The 15,109-nt window shown below is 72.2% G+C and carries 14 protein-coding genes; 4 read left to right on the top strand and 10 right to left on the bottom strand.

Annotated features, from left to right (window positions below):
* Positions 1–17: 17 nt before the first annotated feature.
* The 6 genes from ACH4U8_RS09725 to ACH4U8_RS09700 form a co-directional block, all read right to left on the bottom strand.
* The gene (locus tag ACH4U8_RS09725) at positions 18–1,025 is read right to left on the bottom strand and encodes an agmatine/peptidylarginine deiminase (RefSeq protein WP_395776606.1); all 1,008 of its coding nucleotides are present in this window, start codon (positions 1,023–1,025) and stop codon (positions 18–20) included.
* A 94-nt stretch (positions 1,026–1,119) separates the two neighbouring features.
* A complete protein-coding gene (locus ACH4U8_RS09720; RefSeq protein ID WP_360316143.1) occupies positions 1,120–2,832 on the bottom strand; it encodes an urease subunit alpha in 1,713 nt (570 codons plus the stop codon).
* On the bottom strand, positions 2,829–3,548 hold the full coding sequence (gene ureA / locus ACH4U8_RS09715; RefSeq protein ID WP_395776604.1) for an urease subunit gamma: 720 nt from the start codon (positions 3,546–3,548) through the stop codon (positions 2,829–2,831). The genes ACH4U8_RS09720 and ureA overlap by 4 nt, the downstream gene beginning before the upstream one ends.
* A 168-nt stretch (positions 3,549–3,716) precedes the next feature.
* Positions 3,717–4,892: an agmatine deiminase family protein gene (locus tag ACH4U8_RS09710; protein ID WP_395776602.1), complete on the bottom strand. Its 1,176-nt coding sequence runs from the start codon at positions 4,890–4,892 to the stop codon at positions 3,717–3,719.
* A 74-nt stretch (positions 4,893–4,966) separates the two neighbouring features.
* Positions 4,967–6,139, bottom strand: coding sequence for an agmatine/peptidylarginine deiminase (locus tag ACH4U8_RS09705; protein ID WP_395776600.1), 1,173 nt, complete (start codon positions 6,137–6,139; stop codon positions 4,967–4,969).
* Positions 6,140–6,616: 477 nt separating this feature from the next.
* The gene (locus ACH4U8_RS09700) at positions 6,617–7,201 is read right to left on the bottom strand and encodes a TetR/AcrR family transcriptional regulator (RefSeq protein WP_395776598.1); all 585 of its coding nucleotides are present in this window, start codon (positions 7,199–7,201) and stop codon (positions 6,617–6,619) included.
* A gap of 338 nt (positions 7,202–7,539) precedes the next feature.
* Between ACH4U8_RS09700 and ACH4U8_RS09695 the strand changes: the two genes are divergently transcribed.
* The 4 genes from ACH4U8_RS09695 (at position 7,540) to ACH4U8_RS09680 (ending at position 10,994) form a co-directional block, all read left to right on the top strand.
* Positions 7,540–8,733 (top strand): agmatine/peptidylarginine deiminase, encoded by a 1,194-nt coding sequence (locus ACH4U8_RS09695; RefSeq protein ID WP_395776596.1) that lies wholly within the window; start codon positions 7,540–7,542, stop codon positions 8,731–8,733.
* Complete coding sequence (locus ACH4U8_RS09690; protein WP_395776594.1) at positions 8,730–9,125, top strand: DUF4436 family protein; 396 nt, start codon at positions 8,730–8,732, stop codon at positions 9,123–9,125. The genes ACH4U8_RS09695 and ACH4U8_RS09690 overlap by 4 nt, the downstream gene beginning before the upstream one ends.
* A gap of 59 nt (positions 9,126–9,184) precedes the next feature.
* The gene (locus ACH4U8_RS09685; protein ID WP_360316122.1) at positions 9,185–9,769 is read left to right on the top strand and encodes a TetR/AcrR family transcriptional regulator; all 585 of its coding nucleotides are present in this window, start codon (positions 9,185–9,187) and stop codon (positions 9,767–9,769) included.
* Positions 9,770–9,869: 100 nt separating this feature from the next.
* Positions 9,870–10,994: an agmatine/peptidylarginine deiminase gene (locus ACH4U8_RS09680; RefSeq protein ID WP_395776592.1), complete on the top strand. Its 1,125-nt coding sequence runs from the start codon at positions 9,870–9,872 to the stop codon at positions 10,992–10,994.
* A gap of 383 nt (positions 10,995–11,377) precedes the next feature.
* Here ACH4U8_RS09680 and ACH4U8_RS09675 read toward each other — a convergent pair whose 3' ends face one another.
* The 4 genes from ACH4U8_RS09675 to ACH4U8_RS09660 are packed head-to-tail and all read right to left on the bottom strand — an operon-like array spanning position 11,378 to position 15,108.
* Positions 11,378–12,724 (bottom strand): ammonium transporter, encoded by a 1,347-nt coding sequence (locus tag ACH4U8_RS09675; protein WP_395777000.1) that lies wholly within the window; start codon positions 12,722–12,724, stop codon positions 11,378–11,380.
* Positions 12,725–12,744: 20 nt separating this feature from the next.
* Positions 12,745–13,683, bottom strand: coding sequence for an urease accessory protein UreD (locus ACH4U8_RS09670; RefSeq protein WP_360316117.1), 939 nt, complete (start codon positions 13,681–13,683; stop codon positions 12,745–12,747).
* Between the two features lies 1 nt (position 13,684).
* Entirely contained in the window at positions 13,685–14,305 is a 621-nt protein-coding gene (gene ureG, locus ACH4U8_RS09665) for an urease accessory protein UreG (RefSeq protein WP_360316114.1), read from the bottom strand.
* A gap of 47 nt (positions 14,306–14,352) precedes the next feature.
* Positions 14,353–15,108, bottom strand: coding sequence for an urease accessory protein UreF (locus tag ACH4U8_RS09660; protein ID WP_395776590.1), 756 nt, complete (start codon positions 15,106–15,108; stop codon positions 14,353–14,355).
* Position 15,109 lies beyond the last annotated feature (1 nt).

Here is a 15,109-nt window from a genome sequence, read left to right as displayed (position 1 = left end):
GAGGATTCCTTCGGCGATCATCGGGTGTGCGTGGCGGGGACCTGCTGGGTGATGCAGTGCACGCCGCCGCCGCCGAACGCGACGGTGCGGGTCGGGACCCCGACGACCTTGCGGTCGGGGAAGGCGGCCTGGATCACGGCGAGCGCGTCCGCGTCCTGCGGGTGGTCGGCGACCGGCACGACCACGCCGCCGTTGGCGATGTAGAAGTTGAGGTAGCAGACCTCGATCCGCTGCCCGCCCCACTCGACGAACGCGGCCTGGGGGACGTCGACGATCTCGAACGGCCGCCCCTGGGCGTCGGTGGACGCCGCCAGCACCGCGTGGTTCGCACGCAGACGCACGTAGTCGGGGTGCGCGGGGTCGGCGGGCAGGTGCACGATGACCTTGCCGGGTGCGGTGAACGCGCAGACACCGTCGACGTGCCCGTCGGTCTCGGTGTCGAGGAGCCCGCCGTAGGGCAGCCAGATGATCTTGGTGACGCCCAGGCGGGCCTTGAGTTCGGCCTCGATCTCGGCGCGGGTCATCCCGGGGTTGCGGTTGGGGTGCAGCAGGCACTGCTCGGTGGTGATGAGCGTGCCTTCGCCGTCGACGGTGACGGCGCCGCCTTCGAGAATCATCCGGGAGTCGATTCGCGGGTCGCCGAGCACGTCGATCAGGGCCGCGGCGATCCTGTCGTCGGCGTCCCACGGGTGGTGCTTGCCGCCCCACGCGTTGAACCGGAAGTCGACGCCGGACCGCGAACCGGCCTCGTCGAGCACGAATATCGGACCGGAGTCGCGGAACCACGAGTCGTCGATCGGGAGTTCGATGATCCGGATGTCGGCTCCGCAGAGTTCGCGGGCCTCCTGTCCGGCGCCGGGCACGGTGACCATGGTGACGGGCTCGAACTCGGCGATGGCGCGCGCGACGGCGGCGTGCTCGCGCTTGGCGTGGTCGAACATGTCGCCCCACAGGTCGGGCCGGGTGGGCCAGGCCATGAGGCAGGCGTCGTGGGGGGTCCACTCGGCGGGCATGCGGTAGGTCACGGGCTTCTCGTTTCGTCGGGTGCGGTGTGGTGTCGGGTGGGCCGCGCGGTGCGCCACGGCGCGGGCCGACGGGGCTTCCGGGGATGCCGGAGGTTCAGAGGAAATACAGGCGGTTGAGCGGGACTTCGTCGGCGGCTTCGGAGTGCAGCGGGGCGCCGTCGAGGGTCACCAGGCCGGTCCGGGCGTCCACCTGCACGTGTCCGGTGCGGGCGTTGAGCATCATGTCGGCGGGGCCGATGCCGCGGGTGCCGCGGACGGCCACCCGGCGGCGGCGTGTGGTCATGCCGTCGTACGGCCGGTCGGGCGACCCGGCGTCCGCGGCGGCCCGACTGACGAAGGCCACGGACAGGTCGGCCGGGGTCGCGCCGTGTCCGCCGAACAGCGGCCCCATCACCAGCGGTTGACAGTTGTCGGTGGCGGCGTTCGGGTCGCCCGTGACGCCGTAGGCCGGAAACCCGGACTTGAGGACCATCTGCGGCTTCGCGCCGAAGGTCGCCGGGCGCCACAACACGATGTCGGCGAGCTTGCCGACCTCCAGCGACCCGACTTCGTGGGCGAGGCCGTGCGCGATGGCCGGGTTGATGGTGAGCTTGGCGATGTACCGGAGCACCCGCGCGTTGTCGTGGTCCGGCCCGTCCCCGTCCGCCGGGCCGAACTCGTTCTTCATCTTCCCGGCGAGCGCGAAGGTGCGGCGCACGGTCTCCCCCGCGCGGCCCATGCCCTGGGCGTCCGACGACGTGATGCCGATGACGCCCAGGTCGTGCAGGACGTCCTCGGCACCCATCGTCCCCGCCCGGATGCGGTCGCGTGCCATCGCGGCGTCGCCGGGCAGGTCCGTCTTGAGGCCGTGGACCGAGACGATCATGCCGTAGTGCTCGGCCACGGCGTCGCGCCCGAACGGCAGCGTGGGATTGGTGGACGAGCCGATGACGTTGGCGACACCGGCCATCTTCAGGACGTTCGGAACGTGTCCGCCGCCGCAGCCTTCGATGTGGAAGGCGTGGATGGTGCGCCCGTCGAGCACCGAGAGCGTGTCCTCGACCGACAGGCACTCGTTCAACCCGTCGGTGTGCAGGGCCACTTGCACGTCGTGGTCCTCGGCCACCCGCAGCGCGGTGTCGAGCGCTCGGGCATGCGCCCCCATGTCCTCGTGCACCTTGAACCCGCACGCCCCGCCTTCCGCGAGCGCTTCGACGAGCGGCGCCGGGTCCGAGGCCGAACCCCGGCCGAGGAAGCCGATGTTCACCGGCCACGCGTCGAACGAGTTGAACGCGTGCCGCAGCGCCCACGGCGAGTTGACGCCGACGCCCCACAGCGGCCCGAACTCCTGGCCGATGATCGTGGTCACGCCCGACGCGAGGGACGCCTCCATGATGCGGGGGCTGAGCAGGTGCACATGCGTGTCGATGGCACCCGCGGTGGCGATCAGGCCCTCGCCGGACACGATCGCGGTGCCGGTGCCCACGACGATGTCCACGCCGTCGAGGGTGTCCGGATTGCCGGCCCGCCCGATCGACGCGATGCGCCCTTCGCGGATGCCGATGGATACCTTGCGGATGCCCTGGACCGCGTCGATCACCACGACGTTGCTGATCACCACATCGCAGGTCTCGCGGACCGTCACGGCCTTGAGGTGCAGGCCGTCGCGGGCGGTCTTGCCGAATCCGGCCAGGAACTCGTCCCCGACGGCCTGTGCGTCGGACTCGACCCGGACCACGAGCCCGGAGTCGCCGAGCCGGATCCGGTCTCCTGCCGAAGGGCCGTGGACCGCCGCGTACTCGCCGGCGTCGAGGGTGTTGCCGCTCACGGGAGTTCCTTTCCGGGCATGGGATCCGGGTCGGCTTCGGCGCCGAGGTAGCCGCAGGCCGCCGCGCGGCGCAGCGCCTCGGCCCTGGCGCCCGGAGCGTCCAGCGCTCCGTCGACCAGGCCGGCGAAGCCGATCGCGACGCGCGCGCCGCCGATCGGCACGAGGCCGACCTCGACGTCGGCGCCGGGGTCGAACCGGGTCGACGCGCCCGCGGGGGCCGCGAGCCGCATGCCGTAGGCGGACCTCCGGTCGAAGTCCAGGCGCGGGTTGGCCTCGAAGAAGTGGAAGTGCGAGGTCACGCTGACCGGCACCGATGCGGTGTTGCGCACGGTGAGCCGCACCACGGGCCGGGGGCCGTCGACGGCCGCGGCCGCCGGAATCACGGCACCCGGCGCGGCGTCGCCGTGACCGGGATGGCCGAACGGATCGGTCACCACGGCGAGCCGGGTGCCGTCCGGGAAGACGGCTTCGACGTAGACCTCGGTGACCAGGTCGAGGACGCCGGGCAGCACGTCGTCCGGGCCGAGTACGCACCGGCCGGCCTCGATGGCGTCCGCGAGCCGGTGCCCGGCGCGGGCCGCCTCGCATACGGTGTCGGCGATCAGCGCGGTCGCCTCGGGCATGTTCAGCAGCAACCCGGCGGCCTGCCGACGGCGCGCGAGTTCGGCTGCGTTGAACAGCAGCAGCCGGTCGCGCTCGGTCGGGGTCAACTGCACGGTCTCTCCTGGTGGTTCGGGGCGTGCCGGGGCATGTCTCGGATCCCCCGGGCGCCGCGATGCGAGCGCGGCGAGGGGGCCGCAGGGCGGACGCCGGGCGTCGCGGTGCCCGGTGGTGGATCGAGGACACGCCCCGGGCGGGGCAGGCCGATGGTGCTCCCCGGCCGCCTACTTGGGCGCGGGCGCGGCCGGTTGGTCGTGGGTGGCGCAGTGGATGCCGCCGCCGCCGGCGGCGATGGCGTCGATCGGGACGGGCACGATCTCGCGGCCGGGGAAGTGCTCGCGCAGGATCTGCTGCGCCCGGTCGTCCGCGCGCTTGTCGCCGAAGCGCGGCACGAACAGCGCGCCGTTGGCCACATAGAAGTTGGCGTAGCTGGAGACGAAGGCGTCGCCGCGGCCGGTGATCAGGTCCGGATCGGGTTGCGGGAGGTCGACGACCCGAAATCGTTTGCCCTGTGCGTCGACCTCGTTCTCGAGCACGGAACGGGCCTGGGCACCGGCCCGCGACCAGGAGTCCGCGGGGTTGCCGGGGAACGCGGTGTCCAGCAGGACGGCGCCGGACGCGGTGTACCGGACCAGGCAGTCGACGTGCGCGTCGGTGATGTCCTCGCCCCGGACACCCGCGAACCAGACGACGCGTGTGACGCCGAGCGTCTCCTTGAGTTCGTCCTCCACCTGCTGTCGGCTCTTGCCGCGGTTGCGGTTGTCGTTGACCACCGAGCTCTCGGTGACCAACAGCGTGCCGCGGCCGTCGGTCTCGAACGAGCCGCCTTCGGCGACCAGGGGGGCTTGCCGGCGGGAGATGCCGTAGTGCGTGAGGACGCCGCGCGCGACCCGGGCGTCGTTGCCGTGCCGTTGCTTGTTCCCCCAGCCGTTGAAATTGAAGTCCACGCCGGTGACCGCGCCGCCGTCCTCGACGAACACCGGGACGATGTCCCGCGCCCACAGGTCGTCGACGGGGATGGCCAGGACCTCGGTGTCGCTCCCGCAGGCGTTCTGCGCGGCGGCCTGTTGGTCTGCGCCGGCCAGGACCACGACCGGCTCGTACCCGGCGACCGCCCGGGCCAGCCGGGCGATGTCCTGGCGTACCGCGGGCAGGTCGGCGCCCCAGATTCCGGCGGAGGCGGGCCAGGCCATGAACGTGCGCTCGTGCCGGTCCCATTCGACGCCGAATCGCCGTTTCGCGGGTGTGCCCGACCCCCCACCCGGAGTTTCGGCGCCGGTCCCCCGACCGGGTGGATCGGACGCGGCGTCCTCGGTACAGGCGGTGGCGCCGAGGGCGACGGCACCGGCGGCGAGCAGGCCGCGCAGGAGGGCACGACGGGAGGGGAGGGCAGCGGACACGGGGAACTCCGGGTGGGGGTGGTGCGGTTGGTGCCGGGGACGGCCGGCACCCGGGGCGGTGCGAAGGGGGTCGGTCAGGGCGCGGGCTCCTGCATCGTGGTGCAGTGGATGCCGCCGCCGCCTCCGCCGATCCGGTCGGTGTCGAGTTGCACCACCTGGCGGCCGGGGTACGCGGCGGCGACGACCCGGCGGGCCGCCTCGTCCTTGGTGCGGTCGCCGAACTGGGACATGACCACGCCGCCGTTGCACACGTGGAAGTTGACGTAGGAGTCGACGAAGTCGGGGTTCGACGAACGGATGGTGTCCGGGCCGTCGATGCGGACGACCTGGAGACGGCGGCCGCGGGCGTCCGTCGCGGCGGACAGGATCGCCAGTTGTCGGCGGGCGTCCTTCGCCCAGATGTCGGTGCGGCTCGCGGGCGGGACCTGCACCATGACGACGCCGGGGCCGATGAAGCGCGAGGTGGCGTCGATGTGGTCGTCGGTGATGTCCTGGCCCTTGATGCCGGGCACCCAGATCATCTTGCTCGCGCCGTAGGCGGCGAGGACGGCCTGCTCGACCTGTGCCTTGGTCATGCCGGGGTTGCGGTTGTTGTTGACCAGGCTGCTCTCGGTGGCCATGACGGTGCCGTCCCCGTCGGTTTCGATGGCGCCGCCTTCGCCGGTGAACCCGGCTCGGGTGAAGGCGAGTCGGTCGTACGCGGCGATGTTCGCGGCGACGCGGGCGTCCTTGGCGTGCGTCTGCTTGTTGCCCCAGCCGTTGAACCCGAGGCCGACCGCGTCGCGGCCGCCCTGGCCGTCGGTGCGAAAGACCGGCGCGGTGTCGCGGGCCCACAGGTCGTCGACGGGTATCGAGCTGATGACGGTGACCGTGGAGCCGCACTTGGCGCGCGCGGCGCTCGCACCGGCGGCGTCCGGCGCACACATGATCACCGGTTCGAACCGGGCGATCGTCCGGGCGATCAAGGCGATGTCGTTCTGCACGCCGCCGAGCTGACGGCCCCAGATGGAGGAGTTGGTCGGCCAGGCCATCCAGGTGCGGACGTGCGCGACGTCGTCGGCCGGGATCCGCAGGGCCGCCGCGGCGCGCGCGGCCGCCGCCCGCGCGGCCGGGGCCAGGACCGCCTGACCGCCGACCGCCAGGCCGGTCGCTCCGAGCAGGACTCCGCCGAGCACTCGGCGGCGCGAGGGCCCTGCGTCGATCGCCCCGGGTTCGGGGTGAGGGGTGTTGCTGCGCGCTCCATGCATGGCTGGCTCTCCCTGTCGGGTGATAGCTCCGCCGTTCGGCGGCACGGATGGACGAAGACCGGGGTGCGCGGGGTTGCCGACGGCACCGGGCGCACCAGACACCCGGCGTCCGTCGACGCCCCCGTGACCACCGGACCGGCCTGTGACGCCGCGCGCCACGGGTTGTGCGGCGGGCGGGTAGGCCGGTCCGGTGTGTCCACACTGTTCCACTGACTGAAAAATCAGTCAAGACTGCGGACCGGATTGGGCCGCGGCGGATTCGAACGGGGTCACGGACGGGCAGCGCCACTACGGCGGCCGGGCGCACCCTGCGCCGCAGGGGTGTACAGACGGGGTCGGCGGCTCGGTGCGGTCTACCCGCCAATGAGCTTATGAAGCAAGGGAGTTGGCGCCATGCCTGCCGCGCGCGCAACCGCCCGGCGCGGCCCCCGGGGCGACCCTGGGCGCAGCCCCCGGGCCGACACCTGGGAGGGTCCCTCAGGCGCGGCCGAGGCGGGAGAGTTCGGCGTCGATCGCGCCGAGTATCAGGGTGCGGGCCCGGTCGAGGGTCAGCCCCTCGCTCAGCCAGCGCCCGCTGAGCCCTTCGAGGAGCGCCGTGAGCCGCTGGGCGGCCTCCAGCGCCAGGCTCGCGGGCGCCGCCGGCAGCACCGCCGCGATCAGGCCGGCGACCTCGCCGTCCCATACCCGGGTGGCCTCGGCGAGTTCGGCGCGCAACAGGGCGTCGAACATCGCGCTCGCCCGCAACTCGCCCCACGCGGTGCTGTTCTCGCGCACCTCCGCGGTGTCCTGGAACTCCAGGAGCAGCGTCTGCTCCAGCACCGCGCGCGGGTCCGTCAGGTGCTCCGCGGCGACGTGTTCGGCCGTGTACCGCTCGGCCCGATTGTTGATGAACTCCAGGGTCGCGCGCAGGACTCCGGCGCGGTCCTTGAAGTGGTAGTAGATCAACCCGTTCGACACACCGGCCTCGGCGGCCAGTTCCTCGATGCGCAGGCCCCGGACCCCACGGCGGGCGATGAGCCGCGCCGCGGCTTCCATGATTACGGTACGACGGTCGTGGGCCATGGCTCGCCACCTTACCCTTCGGCACCACCGGCACCACGCGCCCCGCCCGGCCGGGCTCGGTCCGACGGATCCCGGCGCGTCGGGCCGCGTCGACCGAGGCCGTGCCGGAGGGGTGGCCGCATGGGGTTTTTCATTCGACCGTTTCTCCGGTGCGGCGAGGTGCGGTGCCGGGCTGCGCGGCGCCACCAGGGCAGGGCCCGGGTCGCGGCGGGGCCGTCACCCGGTCCGACGCGGCCCCGTGGCGGTTCGGGGTCCGTTCCCGATTTGTGGGTATACGCCGCCGACCAGATCCCCCGGGGCGGCGGTGCCGCATCCGCCGAGCCCTGTCCGGAGCCGCCATGCCCGCCTCCCCGTCCCGCCGCGACGTGCTGAAGTCGCTCGCCGGGCTGGCCGTGCTCGGATCCGGCACCGCCGCGTGCGGGGAGTCGGGCGGATCCGGTGCGGCGGAGCCGTCGACCGCGGCGCCGACCGGGCAGGCGTCCGGCACACCGTTGCCGGGGTCCGTCGCGGCCGGCGGTCGCGTGTTCGGTGCGGAGTGGGACCGCCACGAGCGCACGTTCATGTCGTGGCCCTCCTCCGCGGCGATCTGGGGCAGCGACCTGGGGCCGGTGCGGGCGGACATCGCCGGGATCGCCCGCGCCGTCGCCGAGTACGAGCCGGTCGTCATGATGGCTTCCCCCGGCCAGGAGGACGCGGCCCGCAGCGCCTGTGGGGGACGCGTCGAGGTGATCACCCTCGCCGTCGACGACCTGTGGGCGCGCGACACGGTCCCGGTGTTCGTCGAGGACGCCGGGAGGCTCACCGGCGTGGACTTCGGCTTCAACGGCTGGGGGAACAAGCAGCCGCACGACAACGACGCGAAGGTCGGCCGGGAACTGCTCGCCCGCTACGGCATCCCGCGTGTGGTCGCCCCACTGGTCGCCGAGGGCGGTTCGTTCGAGACCGACGGCCGGGGAACCCTCCTGGTGACCGAGAGTTCGGTGGTCAACGACAACCGCAACCCCGGCAAGTCCCGGCAGCGGATCGAGGACGAGCTCGAACAGACCCTGGGCGTCACCCGGGTCGTCTGGTTCGCGGGTGTCCGGGGCGAGGACATCACCGACGCGCACGTCGACAGCCTGGTTCGCTTCACCACCCCCGGCACGGTCCTGCTCGACCGGGCGTTTCCCGGGACGTCGCCGGACTCGTGGTCCCGCGCGAGCGACCAGGCCCAGGCCGTCCTGGCAAATGCCGTCGACGCCCGCGGCAAGCCCCTCGACGTCGTGGAACTCCCGCAGCCCGACCCGGACTTGATCGCCGGACACGGCGACAGCTTCGTCTCCACGTACGCGAACTTCTACGTCGCCAACGGCGCGGTGTTCGTGCCGCGCTTCGGCGACGACAAGGCCGACGACCGCGCGCAGCAGATCCTGCGCGACCACTTCCCCGGCCGCACGGTGGTGCCGCTGTCCATCGACACGATCGCCTCGGGCGGCGGCGGCATCCACTGCGCCACGCACGACATGCCCGCCGTCCCGCCGGCCGGGCGATGACGAAACCCGATTCCCGCGAGCACCGCCGAGCAGGGACGGGCCCGACCGAGAACTCCGCGAAGCCGCGTCGCCGCCTGTGGGGCCCCGCTCTGGTGGCGGCCGGCGTGTGCGCCGCGGCCGGCCTGGGCCTGTGGCTGCAAATCGGTGAGCGGCTCGCCCTCGACGAGCGCCACGTGGTCGGGTCCGTCGCGCCCGACCGGGTCGACGTCGACGCGTCCGTACAGCGCGTGGACGCCGCAAGCCGGGAGCTGACCCTGCGGGTCACGGTCGTCCCGCGCGGACGCCTGGCCGACCCGGACGGACTGTCCCCGGCCGGCGACCTGGTCGTCCGGACCTCGGCGGCGGTGCGCGGGGGCCGGAACGGTGATCGCGGAACCACCCGCGCGCTATGATGACTGAATATTCAGTTAGTACAAGGGGCGGCCGGGCGCCACCCCGGTGGGGTGCCAACGTGTCGAGCCGTCAGTCATTGATCTTGGAAACGGCCGCGGGGCTCATCGCCAGGCGAGGGGTGCGCGGCCTGCGGGTGGAGGAGCTGGCCGCCGAGGCCGGTGTGTCCGTCGGGCTGGTCTACTACCACTTCGGCGACCGGGCCGGGCTCATGCAGCGCACCTGGGAGTTCATCAACGAGCGCGCCGAGCGCTACACGTGGTCCGACAGCGATCCGGATCTGGATCCGCGCGGTCGCCTGGAGGAGATGTTGTTGCTCGAACTCCAGGACGCCCCGGAGGTGATGGAGAACAGCACGGCCTGGGGAGAGTTCCGGGCGAGCGCCATCTTCGTGCCGGAACTCGGCCTACAGGTCCGCGAGGCGACCGCGCAGTGGGTACGGGACGCGGAGGCGCTGGTCCGCCGCGGGCAGGACAATGGTGACATCACCCCGACCGTGGTCGCGGCCGACGCGGCCGAGCGGCTCACCGCCCTGGTCGAGGGCCTGAGCGAACGCTGGCTGGCCGGCTCGCTCCCCCTGGATCGGGCCCGCTTCCTGCTCCGCGGCGCACTGGCCCTGGAACTGGGACCGCAGCCGCGCGACTGACCCACGCCGGACCCGCCGCCACGAGCCATCCGCGTGGAATGGCACCCCCGTCGGCCCACAACCCGCGCCGCGCGGACCGGGGCCCGGATCGGAGAACCGTATGCCCGAACAGCCCGCTCCCCACCGCGGCATCCTGCGGCGAGCCGCCGAATGGGGTGCCGCCGTCATGGGCGCCGGAACCACGTCCGCCGATCCGGCGCCGGCGTCCGCCGACGGTGCGCCGCGCCGGCACGTGCCTGCCGACCACGTCCCGCATGCGCGCACGTGGATGTCCTGGCCGGCCGACCGCTCCATCTGGGGCCGCCGACTGGCGGGCGTGCAGGCGGACATCGCGCTGATCGCCCGAACGGTCGCCGCGTTCGAGCCGGTGGTGATGTGCGCGATCGACGAGCGCGCCGCGGCCGAGGCGCGGGCGCGCTGCGGGCCCGGCGTCACCGTCACCGCCGAGATCCCCACCGACGACCTGTGGATGCGGGACACGTGCCCGGTGTTCCGCACCGACGGCGCGGGCGGACTCGACGCGCTCGGGCTCGGCTTCAACGGCTGGGGCCGCAAGCAGACCCACCGCAACGACGCCCGCGTCGCCGAATACGTCGCCGAGTACGAGCAGCTGCCCTTCGGCCGCGCGGACTTCGTCGGCGAAGGCGGCGCGATCGAGACCGACGGCGACGGCACGGTCATGGCCACCGAGAGCAGCCTGGTCAACGCAAACCGCAACCGGGGCCTGAGCAAGGCGCGGATCGAGGCCGCCGTACTGCGCGCGTACGGCGCCACCACCATGTTGTGGGTACCCGGCGTCAAGGGCCGGGACATCACCGATGATCACATCGACGTGACCGCGCGCTTCATCCGACCCGGCGTCGTCATGGTCCAGGTCCCCCCGGCCGACCGCACCGACATCTGGGCCCGGGACGCCCGCCGGCAGCTCGCCATCCTGTCCGCCGCGACCGATGCCCGGGGCCGCCGCCTCACCGTGACCACCGTCGAAGGCCCGGACGAACCCCGCAGCACCGAACGCGACTTCGTCGACTCCTACCTGAACTTCCACGTCGTCAACGGCGCCGTGATCACCGCGCAGTTCGGCGACCGCCCCAAGGACGAGGCGGCCCGCACCACCCTCGCCACCGCGTTCCCCGGACGCAACATCGTGCAACTCGACGTAGACCGCCTGATGGCCGGCGGCGGCGGCATCCACTGCTCCACCATGCAACAACCCACCGGGTGAACCGACCACGCCACTTCCCCGCACGGCCTCGGGCCCAACGCCACACCGTGCCGAGCAGCGTGTCGCAGGACGGCCCCATGGACGGCGGTTCGCGCATGCCGAGTTGCGCGAACTGCTCCTGGGCTCGCGCTCGCGCCTGCGTCTTCGCATTCGTCGACGGCCCGCACGACGGGGACGGCGCGCGACCGCACCCGGCCCTGGCCGAGGCAGTCGCCGGGGCGCCCGATCCCGACGACACCGAGGCCGTCGCGAAGGCCCTGCGGGAATTGGCGGCGCAGTTGTTCCGCGACGACATGACGTCGCCCCACGCAACACCCGGTCCCTCGCGGCCGAGCGGCCCTCCTCGGGTCCGACGGCTCGGGCCCGCCATGGTGCGCGGGGCCTCAGTCGTCGTAGCGGGCGCGGAGGAGGGTGCGGATTTGTTCGACCAGTTCGCGGTCCGAGGTGGTGGGGCCGTCGGGCATGAGTGCGCCGAGGCGTTCGGCGGTGCGGAAGTCGTATGCGCGCTCCTCGGCTTCGCCGGGGACGGCTTCGTACGGGTGGACGGTGCGGAAGCCGACCGTGACGTCGATGGCCTTGGCGATGATCCAGGAGAGGAGGAAGGAGAAGGCCGCCACGCTCGCGATGGCCACCAGTTGTTTGCCGAGCAGGGCGAGGCCGCCGCCGTAGAACAGGCCCTCGTGGCCGCTGATCCGGGCGGTCGCGAACAGGCCGACCATGATCAGGCCGATCAGGCCGCCGACCCCGTGCACGCCCACCACGTCCAGGGTGTCGTCCACGCCGACGCGATACTTCCAGGTGATCGCGAACGCGCAGACGAAACCGGTGACCAGGCCGGTGATCAAGGCGGCGAAGGGATCGATCTCACCGCACGCCGGAGTGATGGCGACCATGCCCGCGACCGCCGAGGACACCACGCCGACCGTGCTGACCCGCCCGGTGCGCCACTTCTCCACCAGCGGCCAGGTCACCATCGCACCGGCCGCACCCAGTTGCGTGTTCAGGAACGCCGTCGCGGCCGTGCCCTGTGCGCCGAGGGCCGAACCGGCGTTGAAGCCGAACCAGCCGAACCACAACAGGCCCACGCCGATCACCACGAGCGGAATGTTGTTGGGACGCTCCTCCCGACGGGCGAGGTCGGCCGGGGTGCGCAGGGCCAACGCGACCGCCAGGCCCGACACGCCGGAGTTGAGTTCGACCGGCAGGCCACCCGCGAAGTCCACCGCACCCAGATGCTCGACGATCCACCCGTCGGGGTCGAACACCCAGTGCGCGACGGGCACATACACGATCAGCAGCCAGGCGGCCACGAAGACGAGCCAACCCTTCATCGTGGCCCGGTCCGCGATCGACCCGCTGATCAGCGCGACGGTGACGATCGCGAAGCCCATCTGGAAGGTGCTGTACACATAGGTCGGGATTCGACCGGTGAGCGTGTTGAACTCGATCCCGCGCATGAACGAGTGGTCCAGATCGCCGATCAGCCCCGCACCGCCGACGTCCGGCCCGAACGCCAGGGAGTAGCCGACGGCGAACCACAGGATGCTGCCGAAGCACAGCGCGGCAAAGCTCATCTTCACCATCATCAGGACGTGCCTGGTGCGCACCATGCCGCCGTAGAAGAACGCCAGACCCGGCGTCATCAGCAGGACCATCGCGGTGGAGGCGAGCAACCACGCGGTGTCGCCGGAGTCGTAACCGGGCGGCATCGAAGCGAGGGCGGTGTCGATCGACATGGGAATCCTCTTGGTCAGGACTTGCGCAGGTCCGGCGCGGGTCCGCCGGTCAGGAGTCGTCGGGCCGCGTCCCAGGAGGCGAGTCGGGCCGCTTCGACGCGCATCGGGCAGTGGTCGAGCAGGCGCAGCCACGCGCCGCAGTCGTGCGGCAGAGTGCTGACGCCGAAACGCAGGTCTTGGCCGGCCAACGCGGTGTGCAGGGCGTCCGCGATGCGTTCGGGGGGCACCCGATCGGTGACCACGTGCAGCGTGTGGACGAGGTCGTGCCCGGCGAAGACCCCGGGGCCGAGCACGCCGGCCGTACCGGGTTCCAGGCGCAGCGTGTCGACCACCAGCAATCGGCCGTCGGGGCGGCGCATCCGCAGATCGCCGGCGAGGGTGCGGTAGGCGTGCCGTTCGCCCCGGGCCAGTCGGCCGGCGGTGATCGTCTCGCTCAGGAGCACCGTGGCGCCCGGTTCGACGACGACGTCGGTGTGTTGGTAGAAGCGGCTGTCCGCGAAGGGGATGATCGGGTCGGGCAGATATTCGACGTAGGATCCGGCCCGCGCGGTGAGGTGCACGCGCTGGGTCGCGTAGTCGTGTTCCATCCGGTAGACCTTGGTCGCCGACTGGGTCGTCACATGCACCCTGGTGTCGGGTCCGCAGTCGAAGTCCATCCGGTAGCGGTCGGCCTGGGCCACGCCGCCGCCGGTGGACATCACGAACACGTAGGCCATGTCGGTCAGATGCGGGTCGAACCACATCGGTCGCATCAGTTGCAGCGGCGACTTCTGGTAGCGCTCGACCAGTTCGGTCCGCCCGGAGCGGACCGCGAAGCCCAGGTCGAGGATGCCGACCTTGGCGGGCGAGCCGACCGGCAGGGTGTCCGGAACCGACGCCAGTGCCGCGATCGGACCCGGCACCCGGGGCGTCTCGTAGTACCGGGGCGCGAGTCGGTCGAGTGCCGTGCGCACGTCAGATCAGTACCTTGCGGCGCGCTTCCAGGAAGTCGGCGACGTCCTGCACGCCCCGACCGCCGAGACAGTCGGTGAGGATCACGGGGGCGCCGTCGCGGACCCGAATCGCATCGGACTCCATCACCGCGACGTCGGTGCGCACGTACTGTGCGATGTCCACCTTGTTGATCACCAGCAGGTCGGATTCGGTGATGCCGGGCCCGCGTTTGCGCGGCATCTTCTCCCCCTCGGCGGTGTCGAGGACGAAGACGAACAGGTCGGCGAGTGCCGGACTGAAGGTGAGGGTGAGGTTGTCGCCGCCGCTCTCGTACAGCAGCGTGTCGACGTCGGGGAATCGCTCCAGCATCTCGGCGCCGGCCGCGAGGTTCATCGTCGGGTCGTCGCGCACGGCGGTGTGCGGGCAGGCGCCGGTCTCGACCCCGACGATCCTGCCCGGTTCGAGGATGCCGTCCAGGGTGCGGCGCACGTGCTGGGCGTCCTCCTGGGTGTAGATGTCGTTGGTGATCACCGCGGGGTGGTTGCCGCGCGCGATCATCAGCGGGACCAGTGCCTCGATCAGCGCGGTCTTGCCCGAGCCGACCGGGCCGCCGATGCCGATCCGAAAGACGTTGTCGTCCATGTGGTGCCCTTCTCGCGATGGGATGGTGTGCTGCCGGGGGGCGCTGCTCAACTGGCGAACAGGCGTGCCTCGGCCCGTTCGTGCCGGCCGGACATGACGTCGCAGGCGAACACGCTCGCCCCGAGATCGGCCCGGTCGCGCCGCAGCGCCTGCTCGGTGGTCTCCTCGATCACCGGCGCGACGTGCCGCAACAGCGCCTGGGTGCTGCGGTGATCGGTCAGTCGCAGGCGCAGCGCCGCGCCCGCGAAGCTGACGCAGTACGCGAACAGGTCGGCGGCCACGGCTGCCCGCACCGCCACCCCGGTGGCGGCGTAGACGACACCGGTGACCACGGCCTGGGTTCCGATCGCCTCGCGGGCGGTGACCGCTCGGTGGTAGTCGGCGATCTGCGGTCGATCGAAGATCTCTTGTGCCAGGTCCAGGAGTTGGCGCCCGGTCCGGGTCGAGGCCAGGCGCATCTCGCGGCTGAGCTTGGTCGCGTACAGGTGCTCGTCGACGTCGATCACGTCCGCACGGTTCCCGGCCGCCGCGGCCCGGTGCGCGAGCGCGAGGGCGGTGGCGTCCGTGGGCCCGACGCCGTGTCGCAGCAGGTCCTCGAGCAGTGCCGGCAGCGAGTCCGGGTCCACGGCCTTGGCCTGCGCGAAGCCCTCCAGGCTGTGCGAGAGCGTGTAGAAGCCGCTCGGGAACGCGGAGTCGGTCAGTTGCAGGACCACCAACAGGGGATCGAGACCGCGGCCCGCGTGGCCGGGCGCCTCGGCGGGTGGGGCGCTTCCCTCCGCCGCGCCCTCCTGCTCCGTGTACATC

The sequence above is a fragment of the Embleya sp. NPDC020886 genome, from assembly GCF_044333915.1.
Taxonomy (GTDB): domain Bacteria; phylum Actinomycetota; class Actinomycetes; order Streptomycetales; family Streptomycetaceae; genus Embleya.
The sequence above is the reverse complement of the archived record's forward strand: the minus strand, read 5'-3'. Positions and strand labels throughout refer to the sequence as shown.